Origin of the sequence: Bradyrhizobium sp. JYMT SZCCT0180 (assembly GCF_018130165.1) — a bacterium.
GTDB lineage: Bacteria > Pseudomonadota > Alphaproteobacteria > Rhizobiales > Xanthobacteraceae > Bradyrhizobium.
In genome coordinates this window covers 265,147-285,988 of the sequence record NZ_JAFCLZ010000005.1, presented here as the reverse complement: position 1 = coordinate 285,988, position 20,842 = coordinate 265,147, and the positions used below count along the sequence as shown (strand labels likewise).

Annotated in this window: 14 protein-coding genes; 8 read left to right on the top strand and 6 right to left on the bottom strand. The window is 63.9% G+C overall.

The window, feature by feature from the left end; translation table 11 throughout:
- Positions 1-11: 11 nt before the first annotated feature.
- The 4 genes from JQ641_RS09895 to JQ641_RS09880 are packed head-to-tail and all read left to right on the top strand — an operon-like array spanning position 12 to position 6,739.
- Positions 12-1,559 (top strand): ABC transporter substrate-binding protein, encoded by a 1,548-nt coding sequence (locus JQ641_RS09895; protein ID WP_211995769.1) that lies wholly within the window; start codon positions 12-14, stop codon positions 1,557-1,559.
- A gap of 4 nt (positions 1,560-1,563) precedes the next feature.
- Positions 1,564-2,520 carry an ABC transporter permease gene (locus JQ641_RS09890; RefSeq protein WP_192734894.1) on the top strand — a complete coding sequence of 319 codons (957 nt, stop codon included), beginning with the start codon at positions 1,564-1,566 and terminating at the stop codon, positions 2,518-2,520.
- Positions 2,517-3,401, top strand: coding sequence for an ABC transporter permease (locus tag JQ641_RS09885; RefSeq protein WP_211995768.1), 885 nt, complete (start codon positions 2,517-2,519; stop codon positions 3,399-3,401). Before JQ641_RS09890 ends, JQ641_RS09885 begins: the two co-directional genes overlap by 4 nt.
- Positions 3,402-3,421: 20 nt before the next feature.
- On the top strand, positions 3,422-6,739 hold the full coding sequence (locus tag JQ641_RS09880; RefSeq protein WP_211995767.1) for a carboxyl transferase domain-containing protein: 3,318 nt from the start codon (positions 3,422-3,424) through the stop codon (positions 6,737-6,739).
- A gap of 146 nt (positions 6,740-6,885) precedes the next feature.
- On the opposite strand, the gene JQ641_RS09875 is transcribed toward JQ641_RS09880, so the two are convergent.
- A complete protein-coding gene (locus JQ641_RS09875; protein ID WP_249150301.1) occupies positions 6,886-8,496 on the bottom strand; it encodes a flavin-containing monooxygenase in 1,611 nt (536 codons plus the stop codon).
- Positions 8,497-8,692: 196 nt separating this feature from the next.
- Between JQ641_RS09875 and JQ641_RS09870 the strand changes: the two genes are divergently transcribed.
- The 4 genes from JQ641_RS09870 to JQ641_RS09855 all read left to right on the top strand — a co-directional run bounded on the left by JQ641_RS09870 (position 8,693) and on the right by JQ641_RS09855 (position 13,189).
- Entirely contained in the window at positions 8,693-9,916 is a 1,224-nt protein-coding gene (locus JQ641_RS09870; RefSeq protein ID WP_211995766.1) for a cytochrome P450, read from the top strand.
- Positions 9,917-10,019: 103 nt separating this feature from the next.
- On the top strand, positions 10,020-11,621 hold the full coding sequence (locus JQ641_RS09865; protein WP_211995765.1) for a GMC family oxidoreductase: 1,602 nt from the start codon (positions 10,020-10,022) through the stop codon (positions 11,619-11,621).
- Positions 11,622-11,628: 7 nt separating this feature from the next.
- Positions 11,629-12,078, top strand: a complete 450-nt coding sequence (locus JQ641_RS09860; protein ID WP_211995764.1) for a gluconate 2-dehydrogenase subunit 3 family protein — start codon at positions 11,629-11,631, stop codon at positions 12,076-12,078.
- Positions 12,079-12,163: 85 nt separating this feature from the next.
- Positions 12,164-13,189, top strand: coding sequence for a S1C family serine protease (locus JQ641_RS09855; protein WP_211995763.1), 1,026 nt, complete (start codon positions 12,164-12,166; stop codon positions 13,187-13,189).
- A gap of 113 nt (positions 13,190-13,302) precedes the next feature.
- Here the strand turns inward: JQ641_RS09855 and JQ641_RS09850 are convergent, their stop codons facing one another.
- From JQ641_RS09850 to JQ641_RS09830, 5 genes are all read right to left on the bottom strand, one after another.
- Positions 13,303-14,085, bottom strand: coding sequence for an alpha/beta fold hydrolase (locus JQ641_RS09850; RefSeq protein WP_211995762.1), 783 nt, complete (start codon positions 14,083-14,085; stop codon positions 13,303-13,305).
- Positions 14,086-14,088: 3 nt separating this feature from the next.
- Positions 14,089-15,384 carry an O-acetylhomoserine aminocarboxypropyltransferase gene (locus JQ641_RS09845; protein WP_211995761.1) on the bottom strand — a complete coding sequence of 432 codons (1,296 nt, stop codon included), beginning with the start codon at positions 15,382-15,384 and terminating at the stop codon, positions 14,089-14,091.
- A gap of 48 nt (positions 15,385-15,432) precedes the next feature.
- Positions 15,433-16,737, bottom strand: a complete 1,305-nt coding sequence (gene pncB, locus JQ641_RS09840; protein ID WP_192734885.1) for a nicotinate phosphoribosyltransferase — start codon at positions 16,735-16,737, stop codon at positions 15,433-15,435.
- 62 nt (positions 16,738-16,799) lie between these two features.
- On the bottom strand, positions 16,800-20,348 hold the full coding sequence (locus JQ641_RS09835) for a molybdopterin cofactor-binding domain-containing protein (RefSeq protein ID WP_211995760.1): 3,549 nt from the start codon (positions 20,346-20,348) through the stop codon (positions 16,800-16,802).
- Positions 20,348-20,830 carry a (2Fe-2S)-binding protein gene (locus JQ641_RS09830; RefSeq protein WP_211995759.1) on the bottom strand — a complete coding sequence of 161 codons (483 nt, stop codon included), beginning with the start codon at positions 20,828-20,830 and terminating at the stop codon, positions 20,348-20,350. The genes JQ641_RS09835 and JQ641_RS09830 overlap by 1 nt, the downstream gene beginning before the upstream one ends.
- Positions 20,831-20,842: the final 12 nt, after the last annotated feature.

Here is a 20,842-nt window from a genome sequence, read left to right as displayed (position 1 = left end):
GAGGAATTGCCATGACACAGACGACGCGACGCGAGGTAATGGCGCTGATATCGGGCGCGCTGGCTGGTGCAACCCTCGGCGGTCCTGCATTTGCGCAAGGCACGCCGAAGCGCGGCGGGATCCTGCGCATCTCGGCGCCGGCTAATCCGTCGAGCCTTGACCCGGCAACCGGCGGCGCCGGTTCGGACCATGCCTTCCTGTTCACGATGTACGACACCCTGACCGAATGGGATTTTGAAACGCTGAAGCCGAAGCCCGGCCTCGCCGAGAGCTGGAGTTTTTCGGACCCGACCACGCTGGTGCTCAACATCCGCTCCGGCGTGACGTTTCACGATGGCACGCCGCTCGATGCCGAGGCCGTCAAGTTCAACCTGGAACGCAACAAGAGCGATCCAAAATCCAACATCAAGGCTGATCTTGCCGCGATGGAATCGGCTGCGGTGACCGGTCCGTTGCAGGTCACGTTGAAGCTGAGCACACCTGACGCAGCATTGCCCGGCATTCTCTCCGATCGCGCCGGCATGATGGTGTCGCCGGCCGCGGTCAAGGCCAGTGCGGCCGGCAATGTCGCGCGTACGCCGGTCGGCGCCGGCGCATATACCTTCGTCAGCTGGGCGGACGGCGAGAAGATCGTCATCAAGCGCAACGAGAAATACTGGAAGCCGAACCGTCCTTATCCCGACGGAATCGAGTTCTCGATCATTCCGGAGTTGACGACCGGATCACGCTCGGTCACCGCCGGCCAGAACGATCTGATGTACCAGCTGCCGCCGCGGCAGAAGGCGATCGTGGAGCGCGCCAGCAATATCAAGATCTTCAACGGCCCGACGCTGTACGTGTTCCAGATCTTCCTGAACTGGGCGAAGCCGCCGTTCGACAACATCAAGGTGCGCCAGGCCTTCAATTTCGCGATCGACCGCGAAACCTTCGTCAAGGCGGCGCTCGCAGGCCTGGCCGAGCCCGCTTACATGAACCTGCCGAAAGCGCATTGGGCCTACGACAAGTCCGTCGCCGGGCTTTATCCTCACGATCCCGACAAGGCGAAGAAGCTGCTTACCGAGGCCGGTTTCAAGGACGGATTGCCGATCGAGCTGGTCGGCTATCCCGATCAGGATTCGGTGCAGCGCCAGGAAATCCTGATCGAACAGTTCCGCAAAGCGGGCATGAATGTGCGCTTCCTGAACGCACCGATCGCGGAAGCCTCTGCCGCGTTCTTCGGCGCTGAGAAGCGCGGCTCCGGCATTCTCGCGGCATGGACCGGGCGGCCCGATCCGAGCCTGACCTATTCGCTGATGTTCACCAAGGACGCCTATTACAATGGCGGCCGGGGCGCGGTTCCGCCGGAGCTCGAAGCCGCGATCAAGGAATCGCGCGCCTCCGAAGACATCGAGCTGCGCCGCAAGGCGTTCGCGACTGTGCAGCGGCTGGTGATGGAAAACGCCTTCGTGGCGCCGCTCGCGTTCCAGTTCGAACTGGTCGCGATGAACAAGAAGGTGCAGGGCTATAGGCCGAACCTGCTGGGCAAGCCGAAATACGACGACGTCTGGCTGGAGAGCTAACCGAATGGCGCGACGAAGTCCGACAAGGGTCATCGGCGGCCGCCTGCTGCAGGCGCTGCCCGTGATCCTGCTCGCGACCTTCATGGTGTTCGCGCTGCTCAAACTGGTGCCCGGCGACATCGCGGTGACGCTGGCCGGCGACAACGCCACCGACGCCCGCATTACCGAGATCCGGAAGATCTACGGCCTCGACCGGCCATTCCTGGTGCAGTACGGCGCGTGGCTGGCGAATGTCGTGCAAGGCGACCTGTCGCAATCGCTGCTGACGGGCGAGAAGGTAGCGACCTCGATCTCGCGGGCCTTTCCCAACACGCTTCTGATTGTGGCGATCGCGCTGGTGCTGGCGCTGGTCACGGGAATCCCAATGGGCGTGATCGCGGCGATCAAGCCCGATGGCTGGGTCGACAAGACGGTCAGCATGATCGCCTCGCTCGGGGTCGCAATACCCGGCTTTTGGCTGGCGATGATCCTGGTCGCCGAGATTTCACTGAAGCTGAACTGGTTGCCAGCAACCGGCGCGAAATCCTTCAGCGTTTCGCCCATCGAGGCGATCCGGCATGCGCTGCTGCCGGGCATTGCGATCGCGGCCTACGGCATGGCCGAGGTGGCGCGGCAGTTGCGGGGATCGCTGCTGGAAGTGCTGTCGTCGCAATATGTGCGCACCCTGCACGCCAAGGGCCTCTCGATGACGCGCATCCTGTGGCAGCACGGGCTGAAGAATGTCAGCGTCAATCTGTTCACGATCATCAGCATCCTGGTCAACCGCATGCTGGCGGCGACCGTGGTAATCGAAGCTGTGTTCGCGATTCCGGGCCTCGGCAGCCTGATCGTGCGCGGCGCGATCCAGCGCGATTTTCCGATCGTGCAGGGCGTGGTGTTCACGATGGTGATCGTGGTCATCCTGGTGAACCTGATCGCGGATTTGCTATGCGCGGCCGTCGATCCCCGGATCGAACAATGACGGACATGGCGCTCGAAACCCCCAAGCGACTGCTCCAGCCTAGCCGGCTGCGGCGGTTTTTCCGCTGGCTGGCGGGTGATCTGCGCGCCGCGCTCGCGATCCTGGTGCTGCTGGTCCTGGTGATTGTCGCGATCGGCGCGCCCTGGATCGCGCCCTATCTGCCGACCGCGCAGGACGCCAACAACATGCTGGCCGCCCCGGGTCCCGGACATCTGCTCGGCACCGACGATCTCGGCCGCGACATCTTCAGTCGGCTGATCTACGGCGCGCCGGCAACCGTCTATGCCAGCCTGCTCGCGGTTAGCGTCGCGGTCGCGATCGGCCTCCCGGTCGGCTTGGCCGCCGGGTTCTTCGGTGGCTGGACCGACGACATCATCAGCCGGATCATCGATACGTTCCTGTCGTTCCCGGCGATCGTGCTGGCGATCGCGGTCACCGGTGCACTCGGCATCGGCCTCACCAACGGCATGATTGCGGTGGGGATCGTGATGTTCCCGGCGCTGGCGCGAATCGTCCGGGCACGGACGCTGATCGTGCGGCAGGAGCTCTATGTCGACGCCTCCAGGTGTTTTGGGGCGCCGGCCTGGCATATCCTGTGGAAGCATGTGCTGCCGAACGCGCTGCAGCCTGTCATCGTGCAGGTCACGCTCTTGCTGGCGGCAGCCCTGCTGGCGGAGGCCAGCCTCAGCTTCCTCGGCCTCGGTATCCAGCCGCCAAACCCGAGCTGGGGCGCCATGCTGGCCCGCGCCTATCAGTATATGGAGATCGCGCCGGAGCAGATGTATGCCCCGGGGCTTGCCATTCTGGTGGTCTCGTTGGCATTCAATGCGCTGGGAGAGTCCTTGCGTATCGTGCTCGATCCGACCATGAAGGATCGATAATCCCTTTGCGGACATTTCTTATGCCCTTCAACAAGCTCCTGATCGCCAACCGCGGCGAGATTGCCATTCGTATCGCGCGGGCCGCGGGCGAGACCGGCCTTGCCACCGTCGCGATCTACCCCGCCGACGACGCGCTGTCCTTGCATGTCCGCTCCGCTGACGCGGCGCATGAAATCCCGGGGCGAGGCGCGCGGGCCTATCTTGACATCGAGGCGGTCGTGGCCGCCGCCAAGGCCGCCGGCTGCGATGCACTGCATCCCGGTTACGGCTTTCTAAGCGAAAACACCTTGCTGGCCCGGCGTTGCGCGGAAGAGGGCATCACCTTCGTCGGACCGTCGCCAGAGGCGCTGGATCTGTTCGGCGACAAGGCCAAGGCCAAGGCGCTGGCAAAAGAGACCGGTGTGCCCATCATCGAGGGTACCAGCGGCCCGACCTCGCTCGACGAGGCCAAGACCTTCTTTGCGTCCCTGGGCTCTGGGGCCGCCGTCATGATCAAGGCCATCGCCGGCGGCGGCGGGCGCGGCATGCGGATCGTGGACGATGCGGCAATGCTGGAAGAAGCCTATGCGCGCTGCCAGTCCGAGGCCAAGGCGGCCTTCGGCAGCGACGGTGTTTATGTGGAGCGCCTGATTCGGAACGCCCGCCATATCGAGGTGCAGATCATCGGCGACCGTCACGGCGCGATCAGCCATTTGTGGGAACGCGAATGCACGATCCAGCGCCGGAACCAGAAGCTGATCGAGGTGGCGCCGAGCCCCTCGCTGAGCAACAGTCTGCGCACGCGGATCATTGACGCCGCCCGGGAACTCGCGGGCGCCGCGAACTACGACAATCTCGGCACCTTCGAGTTCCTGGTCGATGGCGACGCCAAAGGTGATGCGCAGGCTTTTGCGTTCATCGAGGCCAATCCGCGGCTGCAGGTCGAGCACACCGTCACCGAGGAGGTGCTGGGCGTTGACCTGGTGCAGGCGCAGCTTGCGGTTGCCGGTGGCGCCACGCTGGGCTCGCTCGGCCTCGCGCAGGCCTACATCCCAAGACCGCGCGGCTACGCGATGCAGCTCCGCGTCAACATGGAAGTGATGGACGAGAACGGCGTCACCAAGCCGACCGGCGGCACGCTCTCCATGTTCGATCTGCCGGCCGGGCCTGGCGTGCGCGTCGATACGTTCGGCTGTTCCGGCTACAAGACCAGTGCCGCCTTCGACTCGCTGCTCGCCAAGGTCATCGTGCATGCGACCGGCCCGAACTGGGCCGATGTGGTGCAGAAGGCCACCCGCACGTTGCGCGAGTTCCGCATCGGCGGCGTCGCCACCAATATCCCGTTCCTCGGCGCGGTGCTGGCGCATCCGGATTTCATCGCCAACCGGATCAATACCGGCTTCATCGATACCCATGTCGCCGCATTGGTGCACGCGGCGAACGATCTTTCGGCGCCGGAGCTACTGGAAGCGGGCGCGGCCGTGACCATTCCCGAGGCCCGCGAAGCCTCGGCCGGGTCAGCCGGTCCGGCCGGCTCCGTCCCGGTGCCGGCGCCGCTGCAGGGTACGATCGTTGCGATCGAGGTTCGCGAAGGCGATCTCGTGCGGCCCGGCCAGCAGATTGCGGTGCTTGAATCCATGAAGATGGAGCATTTGGTGACCGCGCCGCATGGCGGCAAGGTGACCAGGATCGCTGCGGAAGCTGGCGTCACGCTGCTGCAGGATGAGGCCATCCTGTTTCTCGAACCGGCCGAGATCGATGCCCATGATGTCGCCGAAGAAGAGGACGTCGACCTGGACCATATCCGCCCTGACTTGGCCGAATTGATCGCGCGCCACGCCATCACGCTCGACGAGAACCGGCCGGCCTCGGTCGAGCGGCGGCGCAAGACCAACCAGCGCACGGCGCGCGAAAACCTCGCACAGCTCGTCGATGAAGGATCGTTCGTCGAATACGGCTCGCTGGCGATCGCCGCCCAGCGCCGCCGGCGCAAGGTCGACGATCTCATTCAGAACACGCCGGCTGACGGCCTGATCTCCGGCGTCGCGACCGTGAATGCGGAAAAATTCGGCGCGGAAGGCGCGCGCTGCATGGTGATCTCGTATGACTACACCGTGCTGGCCGGCACCCAGGGCCACATGAACCACAAGAAGATCGACCGCATGCTGGGGCTCGCCGAACAATGGCGGATGCCGCTGGTGTTTTACGCGGAAGGCGGTGGCGGCCGTCCCGGCGATACCGACCGACTCGGCATGACCGGTCTCGACGGGCCGTCCTTTGTGCAATTCGCAAAACTGTCGGGACTGGTGCCTGTCATCGGCGTCGTGTCCGGCTATTGCTTCGCCGGCAACGCGGCGATGCTCGGCTGTTGCGACGTGATCATTGCCACCAAGAATGCCTCGATCGGCATGGGCGGGCCGGCGATGATCGAAGGCGGCGGGCTTGGCGTCTATCATCCGGCTGAAGTCGGCCCGGTGTCGTTCCAGTCGCCGAACGGCGTCATCGACATCCTGGTCGAGGACGAAGCGGAAGCAACCTCCGCGGCGCAAAAATACCTGTCGTATTTTCAAGGAACCATCGCCGACTGGAAGGCGCCGGACCAGCGGCTGCTGCGGCGCGCGATCCCGGAGAACCGGCTAAGGGTTTATGACATCCGGACCGTGATCGACCTTCTCGCCGACGAGGGATCAGTACTCGAAATCCGCCGCGATTTCGGCGTTGGCATGATCACGGCGTTCATCCGCATCGAGGGAAAACCGTTCGGGCTGATCGCCAACAATCCAAAACACCTTGGCGGTGCGATCGATGCACCGGCCGGCGACAAGGCCGCGCGCTTCCTGCAGTTGTGCGACGCCTTCGACATTCCGATCGTGTCGCTGTGCGATACGCCGGGCTTCATGGTCGGCCCCGAAGCCGAAAAGACCGCGATCGTGCGCCACGTCGCGCGGATGTTCGTGACCGGTGCCAGCCTCACGGTGCCGTTGTTCGGCATCGTGCTGCGCAAGGGTTATGGCCTCGGCGCGCAGGCCATGATCGGCGGCGGTTTTCATGCCTCGTTGTTCACGGTGGCGTGGCCGACCGGCGAATTCGGCGGCATGGGCCTGGAAGGCTATGTCCGGCTCGGCTTCCGCAAGGAAATGGAAGCGATCGCCGATCCCGAAGAGCGCGAGAAATACTACAAGGCTAAGGTCGCCGAGCTCTATGCTAACGGCAAGGCCGTCTCGATTGCTTCGGTGCTGGAAATCGACGAGGTGATCGACCCTGCGGATACCAGGCATTGGATCATGTCGGGGCTCAGGTCGGTGCCGAAACCGGAGCCGCGGAAGGGACGCAAGCGGCCGTGTATCGATGCGTGGTGATCTTGCAAAATCTCCCCACGTCGTCCCGGCCTTGATCCGGGACCCATACGCCGCGGCGCCAATTGTGTTCGCACGCTGTTCGACGGCATCGCTTCAACAATAGATGACCGGGGTTATGGGTCCCGGCTCAAGGCCGGGACGACAATTTACCCCAACCTCAACTCATCATATCCCTTTGCCGCCACCTCATCGCATCGCGCGCGGTACGCCGGGGCGCTGCCGCTGTAACGGGCGATGATGCGGGTTTGCTTGCCTTCGACGTTGGAGTTGATGCCGGTCATCCAGGAATCGATCTCGTTGGACAACAGCCCGACGCCGAGCGCCTTGACGTGATCGGTCCATGAATCGACACCGGCGGTGGTCGCTTCCAGCCGGGTTAATTTATTGTCCCGCGCGAACCGCACCAGGCCAGTGACCCAATCGACGCTGTATTCGATGCTGCGCGGAATGTTGCCGAGCGCGGTGTGCGGCCCCATCAGCATCATCATGTTGGGGAATTCGTGGACCATGATGCCGAGATAAGTCTGCGGCCCGTGCTTCCACTTCTCCTTCAGCCGCGCGTCATTGACGCCGCGGAAGTCGATCTTGTCGAAGCTGCCGGTGAGCGCGTCGAACCCGGTCGCATAGATGATGATGTCGAACTCGAATTCCTTCGCGCTGGTCTTGATGCCCGCTTGCGTGATCCGCTCGATCGGTGTCTCCTTGATGTCGACCAGCTCGACATTGTCCTGATTGTAGACCTCGAAATAAAACGTCTCCAGCGGCAGCCGCCGCGTGCCGAATCCATGGTTTTTCGGAATCAGCTTCTCGGCGACCTCAGGGTTCTTCACCCGCTCGCGGATTTTCCGCGCCACGAAATCGCTGATTGTCGCATTCGCCTTGCGGTCGATCAGGATGTCCTTGAAATTCCCCTGCCAGATGCCGAAGCCGCGCTCGCCATAGAGCCGCTCATAGTTGGCTTCGCGCTCCTCGTCGGACACCTCGAAGGCGCCGCGCGTATCAGGTGTGTGAACGAAGCAGGCAAAAGTCTCCTGGCAGCGGGCAAATATCTCGGGATAGCCGGCCTTGATTTTCTTCTGCGTCTCGGCGTCGATCTTGCCGTTGTGCAGCGGGGCTGCCCAATTCGCCGTTCGCTGGAACACCGTCAGATGTCCGACCTGGCTGGCGATGGTCTGGATGGTCTGGATGCCGGTTGCGCCGGTGCCGATCACAGCGACGCGCTTGCCGGTGAAATCCACCGGCTCCTTGGGCCAGCGGGCGGTGTGGAACGATGCGCCCTTGAAATCGCCGAGACCTTCGATTCGCGGCAGCGTAGGGGTCGAGAGCGGCCCGATCGCCGTGATCAGGAAGCGGGAGTTGAACCGGCTGCCGTCGTCCAGCGTGATCGTCCAGCTCCGGCTTTCTTCCTCGTAATGGGCGGCCTTGACGCGACTTTCGAACTGGATGTCCCGGCGCAGATCGAACTTGTCGGCGACATAGTTGCAGTAGCGCAATGTTTCCGGCTGGCCTGCAAAATGCTCGGACCAGTCCCACTCCTGCAGCAACTCCTTGGAGAAGGAATAGCCATAGGAATAACTCTCGGAATCGAAGCGTGCTCCGGGATAACGGTTCCAGTACCAGGTACCGCCGACATCGGTGCCCGCCTCGAATACGCGCACGCGCAAGCCCAGTTCGCGCAGCCGGTAGAGTTGGTACATGCCGGAAAGGCCGGCGCCGATGATGATGACGTCAAGATCCGGAATCGGCGTTGCTCCCAAGTCTGTTCTGAATGTATGTCCTTGGACCCAAAACTATCCGTTCTTGCGGCGGTGGACAAACCCCGCCTGGACGCGTGGCAGGGTTGCAGGTTTGCCGCCGGGCGGCCTCTCGCGCCTTTACTCATGGCCATATCTGCCCCTATCGTCGAAGCCAGGAGCGCCCGGCAAGCGGCGACTGAAACGGGGGAGGGAAACGATGGCCCAGGCGCTGCGCAAGCTGGCCTCGATCGACGTCAGCGATCCCCATTTGTATCAGGACGACAATTGGCGGCCGCTGTTCGCGCAGCTGCGCCGCGACGATCCCGTGCATTATTGCGAGGCCTCACCGTTCGGGCCGTATTGGTCGGTAACGCGCTACGACGATATTTTTGCTGTCGAACTCGACCACGAGAACTATTCGTCGAGCTCGGAACTCGGCGGTATCCAGATCACCGACCAGCCACTCGGCCAGGAGTTTGCCAACTTTATCCGGATGGACCCGCCGGGCCATACCGCGCATCGCCGCACCGTTGCTCCCATCGTGGCGCCGTCAAACCTCGCCAACCTCGAGGCGCTGATCCGCAAACGGACCTCGGACGTGCTGGACGCGCTGCCGCGCTACGAGACGTTTGACTGGGTGGCGCGGGTCTCGACCGATCTTACCAACATGATGCTGGCGACGCTGTTTGATTTTCCGTGGGCCGACCGCGAGAGGCTGACCTGGTGGTCCGATGTCGCGATCGCCAATGTCGAAGCATCAGACGCCGTCGTGCATTCGGCGGAAGAGCGGATCGCCGAACTCACCAAAATGGGGGAATATTTCCGAAAATTATGGGATGCCCGCGTGAACTCGGCGCCAACCTTCGATCTGATCTCGATGCTGGCGCACTCGCCAGCGACCCAGAACCTGCAGGCACGCGAATTCATCGGGACAATTGCGCTTCTGATCGTCGGCGGCAACGACACCACGCGCAATTCCATGACCGGCGGGCTGATGGCGCTGGTCGAAAACCCCGAGCAGTTCGAACTGGTGCGCAGCCGGCGCGAGTTGATTCCCAACCTTGTTTCCGAGACCATCCGCTATCAGACGCCGGTGCTGCACATGCGCCGCACCGCGCGCAACGATGTGGAGCTGGCCGGCTGCCGAATTGCAAAGGGCGACAAGGTGGTGATGTGGTACATCTCCGGTAATCGCGACGAGGAAAAGATCGACCGCGCCGACGAATTCATTGTCGATCGCGCCAAACCCCGGCAGCATCTCGCCTTCGGTGCCGGCATCCACCGCTGCGTCGGCGACCGGCTCGCCGAACAGCAAATCCGCATTCTTTGGGAGGAAGTGTTGCAACGGGATCTCAGGTTTGAAATCACAGGGCCGCCGCAGCGGCTGTACTCAAATTTCATTCGTGGCATACGTTCGCTACCGGTAAAGATTGTGAGTTAAGCCGTCATTGCGAGCGCAGCGAAGCAATCCATCTTACCGCGCAAAAGTATGGATTGCTTCGCTGCGCTCGCAATGACGAAAGAGAGACCTTCAAGGAACAAGAATGAAGAACGATCCCGTTGACGTCCTGATCATTGGCGCCGGTGCTTCCGGCGCAGCCGTCGCCTGGAGCCTGGCCGATACCAAGATGCACATTCTCTGCCTCGACCAGGGCGGCTGGATGAATTCTTCGGACTATCCGAGCACGGGGCGTGACTGGGAGGCGAAGTTTTATGGCGACTGGTCGACCAGCCCGAACATTCGCGGCCGGCCCGAGGACTATCCGATCAATGACGACAACTCGCCCATCAAGGTGGTGAATTTCAACGGCGTCGGCGGCTCGACTGTCATGTACACCGCGCATTGGCCGCGGCTGCATCCGTCCGATTTCAAGGTGAAGACGCTGGACGGCGTCGCCGACGACTGGCCGATCGATTACGACGCGCTGACGCCGTTCTTCGAAGAGAACGACCGCATGATGGGCGTGTCGGGGCTATCGGGCGACCCGCGTTCGCCGCTGACGCACCCGCCGATGCCGCCGCAGCCGCTCGGGCTCTCCGGCCCGCTGATCGGCAAGGCCATGAACAAGCTTGGCTGGCACTGGTGGCCATCGGACACCACGGTCGCGACGATGGACTATGAGGGCAGGGCGCGCTGCATCAATCTCGGCCATTGCACGCCGGCCTGCGCGCAAGGCGCCAAGGCGTCGACCGACATCACCTATTGGCCGCACGCGCTCCGCGCCGGCGTCGAGCTGAAAACCCATTGCCGGGTGCGCGAGATCCTGACCAACGAGCAGGGCATGGCCTCGGGCGTCGTCTACTACGACAAGGATGGCGTCGAGCAATTCCAGCCGGCCGAGGTCGTGATCATCGCCTGCAATGGCGTCGGCACGCCGAGGCTGCTCCTGAATTCGGTCTCCGGCCGTTTCCCGAATGGCCTCGCGAATTCGTCCGGCCTGGTCGGCAAGAATTTGATGTTTCATCCGTATGCGCAGATCTACGGTTTCGTGAAGGAGCCGACCGACTCTAACCGAGCGCCGCCGACCTGCCTGTGGAGCAAGGAGTTCTACGACACCGATCTGTCGCGCGGCTTCGTCCGCGGCTACGGGATCCAGTTCGGCCGCGGCGCAGGGCCGGTGTTCGAAGCCGTCGCCAGCGAGCAGAAGGGCATCTTGCCGTGGGGCGCGGACCATCACCGCGTCTTCCGCAAGCTCAACGGCCACCGGCTCGGAGTCTCGGCGATTTGCGAGGATCTGCCCGAGGAACACAACCGCGTCACGCTCGATCCCGTGCTGAAGGACAGCCACGGCATTCCCGCACCGAAGATCGACTACACGATCAGCGAAAACAGCCGGAAGATGATGGCGCACGGACTGGCGCGGGGTAAGGAGATTCTCGAAGCCGCGGGTGCCACCGACCTCTGCATCAACGACCCGATCCCATGGGGCGGCTGGCATCTGCTTGGCACCGCACGGATGGGTACCGATCCGGCGCGCTCGGTGGTCAACGAATGGGGCCGGTCGCATGACGTGAAGAATCTCTTCATCGTCGACGGCAGCGTGTTCGTGACGTCGGGCGGCGTGAACCCGACCTCGACGATCCAGGCGGTCGCGCTCTACGTCGCCGACCAGATGAAGCAACGTCTAGCCAATCTCTTCGACTGAGGCCGCCATGTCCGTATCAAATGAACTTACCTCAGCCCAGCGCGACGATCTCCGCATCGTCGCGGCGATGATCGTTCCCCCCAGCGACGAGTACAAGGTGCCCGGCGCGGACGATCCCGCTGTTCAGGCCGACATGCTGGCGACGCTCGGGCGCGACACCGCGCTGGTGGCGCAAGCGCTCGATCATCTCGCGCGGCTTGCCGGCAAGCCGCTCGCCGAGCTTGATCCGGCGCGGCGCGATGCGGTAGCTGAGGAATTCCGCGCATCGGGTGGTGCTGCGGCAGCAACCCTCGTTCGCGTCGTGCTGCAATGCTATTACCGCGACGATCGTGTGCTGCGATCGCTCGGGCTGGAGCTGCGCGCGCCATTCCCGCAAGGTTACACGCTGGAGCAGGGCGACTGGTCGCTGCTCGATCCCGTCAAGGTGAAGCCGCCGAACTTGCGGCGGGCCACGTAAGCCTCAGGGCAGGTTTGCGCGGAGGTGGAGGCTCTTGCGGCGAGGTAATCCCGTAACCATCTGAGTTGGCCTAAGGATTTTGGCCATGCTGGATTTTACCTCAGATAACGCCGATGACGGATCGTCATCGCGCGCGACCGAACACGCCCCCGACAACGACCAGGCGCTGCTGGACGCCTATTCCAACGCCGTGATCGGCGTGACCGAGCGCGTCGGCCCCGCTGTGGTGCGCGTCGAAACCGGCCCCAAAGTGCGCACCGCGCGGGAACGCGGAGGCCTCGGGTCGGGTATCGTGATCTCGCCGGATGGTTTCGTGCTGACAAACAGCCACGTGGTCGGATCGTCGAAAGAAATCCGGTTGCGGGATACCGAAGGCTTTGTCACCGACGCGCATGTGCTTGGTGTCGATCCCGATACGGATCTTGCTTTGCTGCGCGCCGACGGTGCACGGGACCTGCCGTATGCATCGCTCGGCAATTCGAAGAGCCTGCGCCGCGGCCAGTTGGTGGTCGCGATCGGCAATCCCCTGGGGTTTGAATCGACGGTGACCGCTGGCGTGGTGTCGGCGCTGGGCCGCTCGATCCGCTCGGTGAGCGGGCGGACCATCGAGGACGTGATCCAGACCGACGCAGCGCTCAATCCCGGCAATTCCGGCGGGCCGCTGGTGTCGTCGGCGGCGGAAGTGATCGGGATCAACACCGCGATCATTCAGGGCGCGCAGGGCATCTGCTTCGCGGTCGCCAGCAACACCGCGCAGTTCGTGCTGTCGGAGATCATCCGCCACGGCTATGTGCGCCGCGCCTATATCGGCGTGTCCGGCCAGACCGCGCCGATCCCGCGGCGGCATGCGGTGGTGGCCGGTGTCGACAACACAATGGGCGCGCTATTGGCGCAGATCGAGGCTGATAGCCCCGCGGCGCAGGCCGGCCTGTTGCCGGGAGATGTCGTGATCAAACTTGATGGCATCGAGATCAACGGCGTCGACGACCTGATCCGCGCACTCGACCGCGACCGTATCGATCGCAAGCTGGAAATGGACGTGCTGCGCATGGGAAGGTTGCGGGCGGTGGATATTCACCCGGTAGAGCGCAAGCGCGCGGCGCGGCAGTAAAGGTGCTGCCCCTCATGGTGAGGAGGCGCGCAGCGCCGTCTCGAACCATGGAGGGGCCTGCATCCTTCGAGACGCGCGTTCCGCGCTCCTCAGGATGAGGAGAGAGAGAGAGTTTACTCCCGCAACGCCGCCAGCAATTCATCCGGCGCTTCGGCCATCATCATGTGGCCGGCGCCGGGCAGCACCACGACGCGGGCGTTCGGCGTTGCCGCCGCCAGCGTCTTGCCGGCTTTCGCCGGGGTCATCATATCGCGCTCGCCGAGAATGAACGTCGCTGGCACCTTGACCGCGGCGGCCGCCGCGAGCGCCCCCTCGTACGAGTTGCAAGCGTTGAGATCGTTGTACAGCACGCCCGGACGGGTCTGCTGCAGCACCCGCTGCGCGCCCTGATGCATCCATAATCCCGGCGCGAGGCTGCCGCCGAGTTCGGCCTTGAAGCCAAGGCCCCAGATCGAGACCATGTCGATCGCATCGGGATTGTTGAACTCCGCGGCCTTGAGCAGATCAGGCCCGACGGTCATCGTGGCCGCGGTTCCGATCAGGCTGAGGCCAGAAACCTTGTCTGGATGTCGCGCCGAGGTCTCCAGCGCGATCAGCGACCCCATGGAATGCCCGACCAGTTTTGCCTTGGGCGCGCCGACCGCATCCAGCAGCGCCGCGGTCCAGTCGGCCATGTCTGATATCGTCGGCAACGCGTTGCCCGACGAACGGCCATGGCCCGGCAAGTCCGGCGCCAATACCGAGTAGCCATGATGGGCGAACCAGCGGCTGTGCAGCGCCCAGGTCGAATGATCAAAACCCGCGCCGTGCAGCATCACCACCGCGGGCAGCGACGGATCGAACGGACGACCGCCGGTGGCAACGAACGTATCGGACCCTTTGACTGACAGTTGCATGGCTCACACCTTCTGCGATGCGCGAAGCGCCTGGCCGAGATCGTCGATGATATCAGCCGCGGCTTCAATTCCGACCGATAGCCGCACCAGCTCCTCGCCGACGCCGGCGGCCTTGAGCTGCGCCGCGTCCATCTGCTGATGCGTGGTGCTGGCGGGATGAATCACCAGCGTCTTGGCATCACCGACATTGGCGAGGTGGCTGACCATGCGCAGCGTCTCGATGAACTTCTTGCCCGCGGGCCGGCCGCCCTTGATGCCGAAGCTGACGATCGATCCGGCGCCTTTCGGCAACAGTCGCAACGCGAGCTGATGGTCCGGATGATCTTCCAGCGCAGGATGCAGCACCCACTCGACCGCTTTGTTGGACTTCAGGAATTCCAGCACCGCGAGCGTATTGCTCATATGGCGTTCCATGCGGACGCCCAACGTCTCGACGCCCTGCAGCAGCTGGAATGCGTTGGTCGGCGACAGGCAGGCGCCGAAATCGCGCAGGCCCTCGGTGCGGGCGCGCATGATGAAGGCGGCCTGGCCGAACTGCTCGTCGAAGACGATGCCGTGATAGCCGGCATAGGGCTCGGTCAAGACAGGAAACTTGCCTGACTCGTGCCAATCAAAATGCCCGCCATCGACGATGACGCCACCGATCGCGATGCCGTGGCCGCCGATCCATTTGGTTGCCGAGTTCATCACGATATCGGCGCCGAGCTCGATCGGCCGGCTGAGGAATGGCGTGGCAAAGGTGTTGTCAATCAGTAGCGGGATCTTGGCGTCATGCGCGATCTGCGCGACATCAGGGATATCCAGCACTTCGAGGCCGGGATTTCCGATGGTCTCGCCGATAACGAGCTTCGTGTTCGGCCTGATCGCATCGCGGAACGCGTCGACGTCGCGCGGTTTGACGAACGTCGTCGTGATGCCGAAGCGCGGCAGCGTGTGCGCCAGCAGATTGATGGTGCCGCCATAGAGCGAGGAGGAGGCGACGATATGGTCGCCCGCATTGAGCAGCGTTGCGATCGCCAGATGCAGCGCCGCCATGCCGCTCGCGGTGCAGACCGCGCCGACGCCGGCTTCCAGTGCCGCAAGCCGCTCTTCGAGTACCGCGGTCGTGGGATTGGAAATGCGAGTGTAGATATGTCCGGCGCGTTCGAGGTTGAACAGCGCAGCGGCGTGGTCGGAATCCTGGAACACGTAGGACGTGGTCTGGTAGATCGGCACCGCGCGGGCGCCGGTGACGGGGTCCGGGCGCTGGCCGGCATGCAGGCTCAGGGTTTCAAAGGCAGGCGGCTTGGGTGCGGGCATGCGGGCCTCGTCAGATCGTTTGGTGGCCAGGGATTGCGTGTTGCCGGTTCAGACGTGCACGGCGGCGCGGACGCGGCCGGCATTTCCGAATACGCGTATGTATCGCTCGACCTCGGACGGCGAGCCTGTCGCCTTTTCCGGATTGTCCGACAGTTTGACGGCCGGCCGTCCATCGACCGACGTCACCTTGCAGACGATCGAGATCGGATCGAGATCGGCCGACCCATCCGGCGCGCAGCCGACGAAATCGTTGGTGAGGTTGGTGCCCCAGCCGAAGCTGACGCGGACCCGCCCGGTAAAATGCCGATAGGTTTCTTCGATCGAGCCGACATCCATGCCGTCGGAGAACACCAGCAGCTTCTCCCGGGGATCGCGGCCCTTCTGCTTCCACCACTTGATGATGTCTTCGCCGGCCGCGATCGGCGGCGCGCTGTCGGGGCGAAAGCCGGTCCAGTCGGCGACCCAGTCCGGCGCATCGCGCAGGAACGGCTTGGTGCCGAAGGCGTCGGGCAGGGCAATCAGCAAATTGCCGCCATAGGTATGGCGCCATTGATCGAGGATGCGATAGGGCGCCCAGCGCAATTCGGTATCGTCATTCGCAAGGGCCGCCGCGACCATCGGCAATTCATGCGCATTGGTGCCGATCGCTTCGAGATCATTGTCCATCGCGAGCAGTACGTTGGAGGTGCCGGTGAAGGAGGAGCCGAGGCCTTCCTTGACCGCCTCGACGCACCAGCGTTGCCACAGAAAGCCGTGGCGGCGGCGGGTGCCGAAGTCGGACAATCGCAAGCCTTCCAATTTGCGCAGCCGCTCGACCTTGGTCCAGAGTTTTGCCTTGGCGCGGGCATAGAGCACATCGAGCGCGAACCGCCCCTGTCCCTTCAGCGCCTGGCGCGAGCGCAGTTCGTTCAGGATCGCAAGCGCCGGGATTTCCCACATCGTGGTGTGGGTCCACGGCCCGTGGAAATGCAGTTCATACTGGCCGTCCACCTTGCGCAGCTCGTATTCAGGCAGGCGGAAATTGGCGAGCCAGTTGATGAAGTCCGGCGAGAACATCTGGGTCTTGCCGTAGAACGTATTACCGGCGAGCCAGATCAGTTCCTTCTTGGTGAAGCGGATGGAGCGGGCGTGGTCGAGCTGGGCGCGCAACTCGCCCTCATCGATGATCTCGGCCAGCCGCACATGCTTGCTGCGGTTGATCACCGAAAACGTCACCTGCTGATCCGGGTAGAATTCCCGAATCATCTGCAGCATCAGCAGCTTGTAAAAGTCGGTATCCAGCAGGCTGCGCACGATCGGATCGAGCCGCCAGCCGTGGTTGTAGGTCCGGGATGCAATGTCTGTGACTGCCATGCTGGAACTGTATCGTGGTCGCGACGGCCCAACCAGTGGGTTTTTGACGGCGGCATGGCAGCTCAGCGCGCCATTTCCTGCCGGATTCGCCCAACGGTTGCGTGGATATCGCCCCATCCCGGCCGATCCGGGGCAAATTGTCGCCGCAGGTAGGCGGCCAGCTCCGCAACCTGGCCGTCGGTCAGGCTGTCCTTGAAGGCGGGCATATAGCCGAGGTCGCTGGTCACGGGGGCTTTGATGCCGTGCAGGATCACCTGGATCAGATTGTCAGGCACGGCGCTGTGCAAATTGCTGTTCAGCGCCAGCGATGGCCGGCTGCCGAACAGGGGCGCGCCGCCGACCTCGTGGCAGACCGCGCAGGCGCCCTGGTAGATCCGTGCGCCGACGCTGGAAGCCGCAACAAGCCTGGTGCTGGTCGCGGCTTCTAGTTTGGCAGCGAGCGCATCCTGTGCCCGCTTGTCGCCGGCGGTCTCGTTGAACGAGCCGAGATAGACGGCCATGGCACGGATGTCCTGATCGGGCAGCGCGGCGAGTTCCTTCACGACGGGTGCCATCGGTCCGGCGGCGACGCCGTGCAGCCGCGACTCGCCGGTCCGCAAATAGGCGTAGAGCTCATCCTCGCTCCAGGGGATCGGCGCCTGCGACAGCGACGTCAGGGCAGGCGCTTCCCAGCCTTCCGCGAAGCCGCCCGCGAGGTAAGCACTTTGCTTCTCCGCGCCCAGCGCGTTGCGCGGCGAATGGCAGGCGCTGCAATGGCCGAGGCCTTCGACCAGATAGGCGCCGCGATTCCATAAATCTGATTTGCTCGCATCCGCCTGGAATGGGTTTGGCTGGTGGAACAGCGCGTTCCATCCGGCCAGCAGCGGGCGGATGTTGAACGGGAACGCCAGCTTGTTTTCCGGATTTTCCGCGCGCACTGGCGATTGCGCCATTAGGTAAGCATAGAGCGCCTGCAGGTCGGCATCGGTCGTCTTCGCGAAATGCGTATAGGGAAACGCGGGATAAAGATGCTTGCCATCGCGATGAATGCCTTCGCGCATCGACCGCTCGAAGGCTGGATAGGACCACGCGCCGATTCCGGTTTCGACGTGGGGCGTGATGTTGGTGCTGTAGATGATGCCGAACGGCGTTTCCAGCGGCCGGCCGCCGGCATTGAGCACGCCATTGATGCTGGTGTGGCAGACCGCGCAGTCGCCGAGCGCCGCGAGTTGCTGGCCGCGTGCGATGGTCGCTGCCGAATAGACCGACGCGTCCGGCCGTGCGATTGGCGCAATCGCGCGCCACGGCAGCACGGCGGCGCCGACGCCGATCACCGCCGCGCACAATGCCACCGCCGTCGCCAGCATGCCGCGCCGTCCGGCAAACGGGTTTTGCCATTTGGTGAGATCGGGTGCGGGCTGCGGCGCAGGCAATGCCTCCGGCGCCGCAGTCGCTTCGCCGTGCAATCCCTTGAGAATGCGTTCCGGCGTAAACGGCAGTTCGCGAAAGCGCACACCGGTCGCATCGTAGATCGCATTGGCAATGGCGGCCGCGCTCGGCACCGAGGCGGACTCGCCGACGCCGAGCGGCGGCTGATCCTGCCGCGGCAGCATCAGCACGTCGATCTTGGGCACGTCGGGTAATTTGATGATGGGGTAGGCGCCCCATTCGCGGGCCGTCACCTGTGCGCGGTCGAACGACACTTCCTCCATCAGCGCGCGGCTGGTCGACTGGATCACGTTGCCGTGGATCTGATGACGCACCCCTTCCGGGTTGATCATCAGCCCGGAATCCTGGCCCGCGACCACGCGGGTGACGCTGACATCGCCGGTCGCCTTGTTGACCGCGACATCGGCAATCCACGCCGACCACGCCGCGCCATAGCCCGGGAATTTGCTGTGTACATAGAGCGCATAGGCAAAGCCACGGCCGCGCACGATGTCGCCCTCGGCTTCCGGTTCCTGTCGCACCGGCCGTGGTTTCCACCCCGCGCGCTCAGCCACCGCATTGACGAGATCGACGGCGCGCGCGTCCTTCAGGTAGCGCAGGCGATATTCGATCGGATCGACGCCGGCCTCGGTGGCGAGCTCGTCGATATAGGATTCATGCGCGAAAGTGTTGGGCAGTGCCGAGACGCCGCGAAACCACGAAGCGCGCACGATCGGCGGCATGTCATGCGCCACCACGCGCATGTTCTCGTAGTCATAAGGCGGGATCGCGGTGCGATCGCCCATTTCGAACACGGCGGGCTCCGGCGCGATCCGCCCGGTGAGCAACAGCGCCAGCGTCGGCGCACCGTTGGAGGGATAGCGCGTTGAAAAATCATATCCGGCCACGCTGCCGTCGGCGTTCAGCCCGCCATTGACGTCCATCAATTGCCCGGTGCCCTTCGGCTCCCAGGCGTGTTCCTGCTCGCGCGTCAACTGCACGCGCACGGGACGGCCGACCGCGCGCGACAGCAGCAGCGCGTCGGCGGTGACGTCGTCGGCGCAGTTGCGGCCGTAGCAGCCGGCGGCTTCCATCCTGATGACGTCGATCTCGGCTTCCGGCCGCTCGATCAACAGTGCGAGGTCGACGCGCAGGATGTGCGGGTTTTGCGTGCCGGACCACACCCGGATCGCGCCGTCCTGATAGTCGGCGACCGCGCAGGAGGGTCCGATCGAGCCATGCATCTGATACGGCCAGACGTAAGTCCGCGCCATCGGCTTGGCGGCGGACGCGATGGCGGCATCGACATCACCTTTGTCGATCAGCGTCCGCGGTGTCGATGGATTGGCGCGCAGTGCCGTTTGGAGATTGCCGAGGTCAGGCAATGTCGGCACCGGCTTCCAGCTCACCTTGAGCTGCGCCGCCGCCTTGATCGCGTTCTCCTCGCGCTCGGCAACCACGCCAATGAAATCGCCGATCCTCACCACGGCCACCAGCCCCGGGATATCGCGCACCGAGGCTTGGTCGACTGCGATCAGACTGGTGCCGACGAACGCCCCGGCGTCGATGCCGGCATAAGGCGGCCGAACGACACGGCCATGCAGCATGCCGGGCAGGCGCATGTCGTGGACATAGACCAGTTCGCCGGTGGCTTTCGCCGGCAGGTCCACGCGCGGCACCGATTGCCCGACGATTGAATAGGCGCTGACGTCTTTCACCGGAACGTCGTCCGTGAGTTCGAGGCGAATGATGTCCTCGGCAATCAATTCGCCATAGCTGACGGTGCGGTTGTCCTTGCCGCGGATCAGTCCGTCTTCGATGCTGAGATCGTTGGCCGGCACCTCCAGCCGTTCAGCCGCACGCGCGATCAAAAATTGTCGTGCCTGCGCCGCGGCCTTGCGCAGCGGCACCGCCGTGATCTGGATGGTTTCGCTGGCGATCGTCGCGCCCTGGTTGGGTACAACAGAAGTGTCGCCGAGCACGACCACGACGCGGGCAAAGGACACGTCGAGTTCCTCCGCGACGATCTGTCCAAGCGCGGTGCGGATTCCGGTGCCGAGATCGACATGGCCGTTATAGGCGGTGACCGAACCATCAGCGGTGATCTTGATGAAGGTTTCGAACGCGCCCGGTTCTGTCGGTCGGACGACAGACAGCGATCCCTGCTGTGGCACCTGCGTCGAAGGATTGTCCGGCGTTGCCATCAGTCGTGGGCCTCGACGGCATGGCCCGCGGCGCGCATCGCGGCGCGGATGATCTCGATATGCGCGCCGCAGCGGCATAGATTGTAGCGTAGCGCCTCCAGCACGTCGGCCTCGGAAGGGTGTGCGTTGCGCATCAGCAGCGCCTTGGTGCTGATGATCATGCCGTTCAGACAGTAGCCGCATTGCGCGGCCTGCTCGTGGATGAAGGCATCTTGAACCGGATCGGGGTGCTCACGCGAGCCGAGACCTTCGAGCGTCACAATGTCGCGCCCGGCGCAGCCTTCAATCGGGATCACGCAGGAACGCGCCGCTTCGCCGTCGATCAGCACCGCGCAGGCGCCGCACTCGCCGAGTCCGCAGCCATATTTCGGTCCATTCAGCGCGAGGTCGTTGCGCAGCACATAGAGCAGCGCGGTGTCGGGCGCGGCGTCGACATCGCATGTTTTGCCGTTGACGGTCAGGCGCATCGTGCTCTGCGTCATGCTCTGCGCCTT

Bases quoted from the DNA above. Each gene is read 5' to 3' on its own strand.
- JQ641_RS09895 (WP_211995769.1), top strand. From the start codon at position 12: ATGACACAGACGACGCGACGCGAGGTAATGGCGCTGATATCGGGCGCG.
- JQ641_RS09890 (WP_192734894.1), top strand. From the start codon at position 1,564: ATGGCGCGACGAAGTCCGACAAGGGTCATCGGCGGCCGCCTGCTGCAG.
- JQ641_RS09885 (WP_211995768.1), top strand. From the start codon at position 2,517: ATGACGGACATGGCGCTCGAAACCCCCAAGCGACTGCTCCAGCCTAGC.
- JQ641_RS09880 (WP_211995767.1), top strand. From the start codon at position 3,422: ATGCCCTTCAACAAGCTCCTGATCGCCAACCGCGGCGAGATTGCCATT.
- JQ641_RS09870 (WP_211995766.1), top strand. From the start codon at position 8,693: ATGGCCCAGGCGCTGCGCAAGCTGGCCTCGATCGACGTCAGCGATCCC.
- JQ641_RS09865 (WP_211995765.1), top strand. From the start codon at position 10,020: ATGAAGAACGATCCCGTTGACGTCCTGATCATTGGCGCCGGTGCTTCC.
- JQ641_RS09860 (WP_211995764.1), top strand. From the start codon at position 11,629: ATGTCCGTATCAAATGAACTTACCTCAGCCCAGCGCGACGATCTCCGC.
- JQ641_RS09855 (WP_211995763.1), top strand. From the start codon at position 12,164: ATGCTGGATTTTACCTCAGATAACGCCGATGACGGATCGTCATCGCGC.
- JQ641_RS09850 (WP_211995762.1), bottom strand. From the start codon at position 14,085: ATGCAACTGTCAGTCAAAGGGTCCGATACGTTCGTTGCCACCGGCGGT.
- JQ641_RS09845 (WP_211995761.1), bottom strand. From the start codon at position 15,384: ATGCCCGCACCCAAGCCGCCTGCCTTTGAAACCCTGAGCCTGCATGCC.
- pncB (WP_192734885.1), bottom strand. From the start codon at position 16,737: ATGGCAGTCACAGACATTGCATCCCGGACCTACAACCACGGCTGGCGG.
- JQ641_RS09835 (WP_211995760.1), bottom strand. From the start codon at position 20,348: ATGGCAACGCCGGACAATCCTTCGACGCAGGTGCCACAGCAGGGATCG.
- JQ641_RS09830 (WP_211995759.1), bottom strand. From the start codon at position 20,830: ATGACGCAGAGCACGATGCGCCTGACCGTCAACGGCAAAACATGCGAT.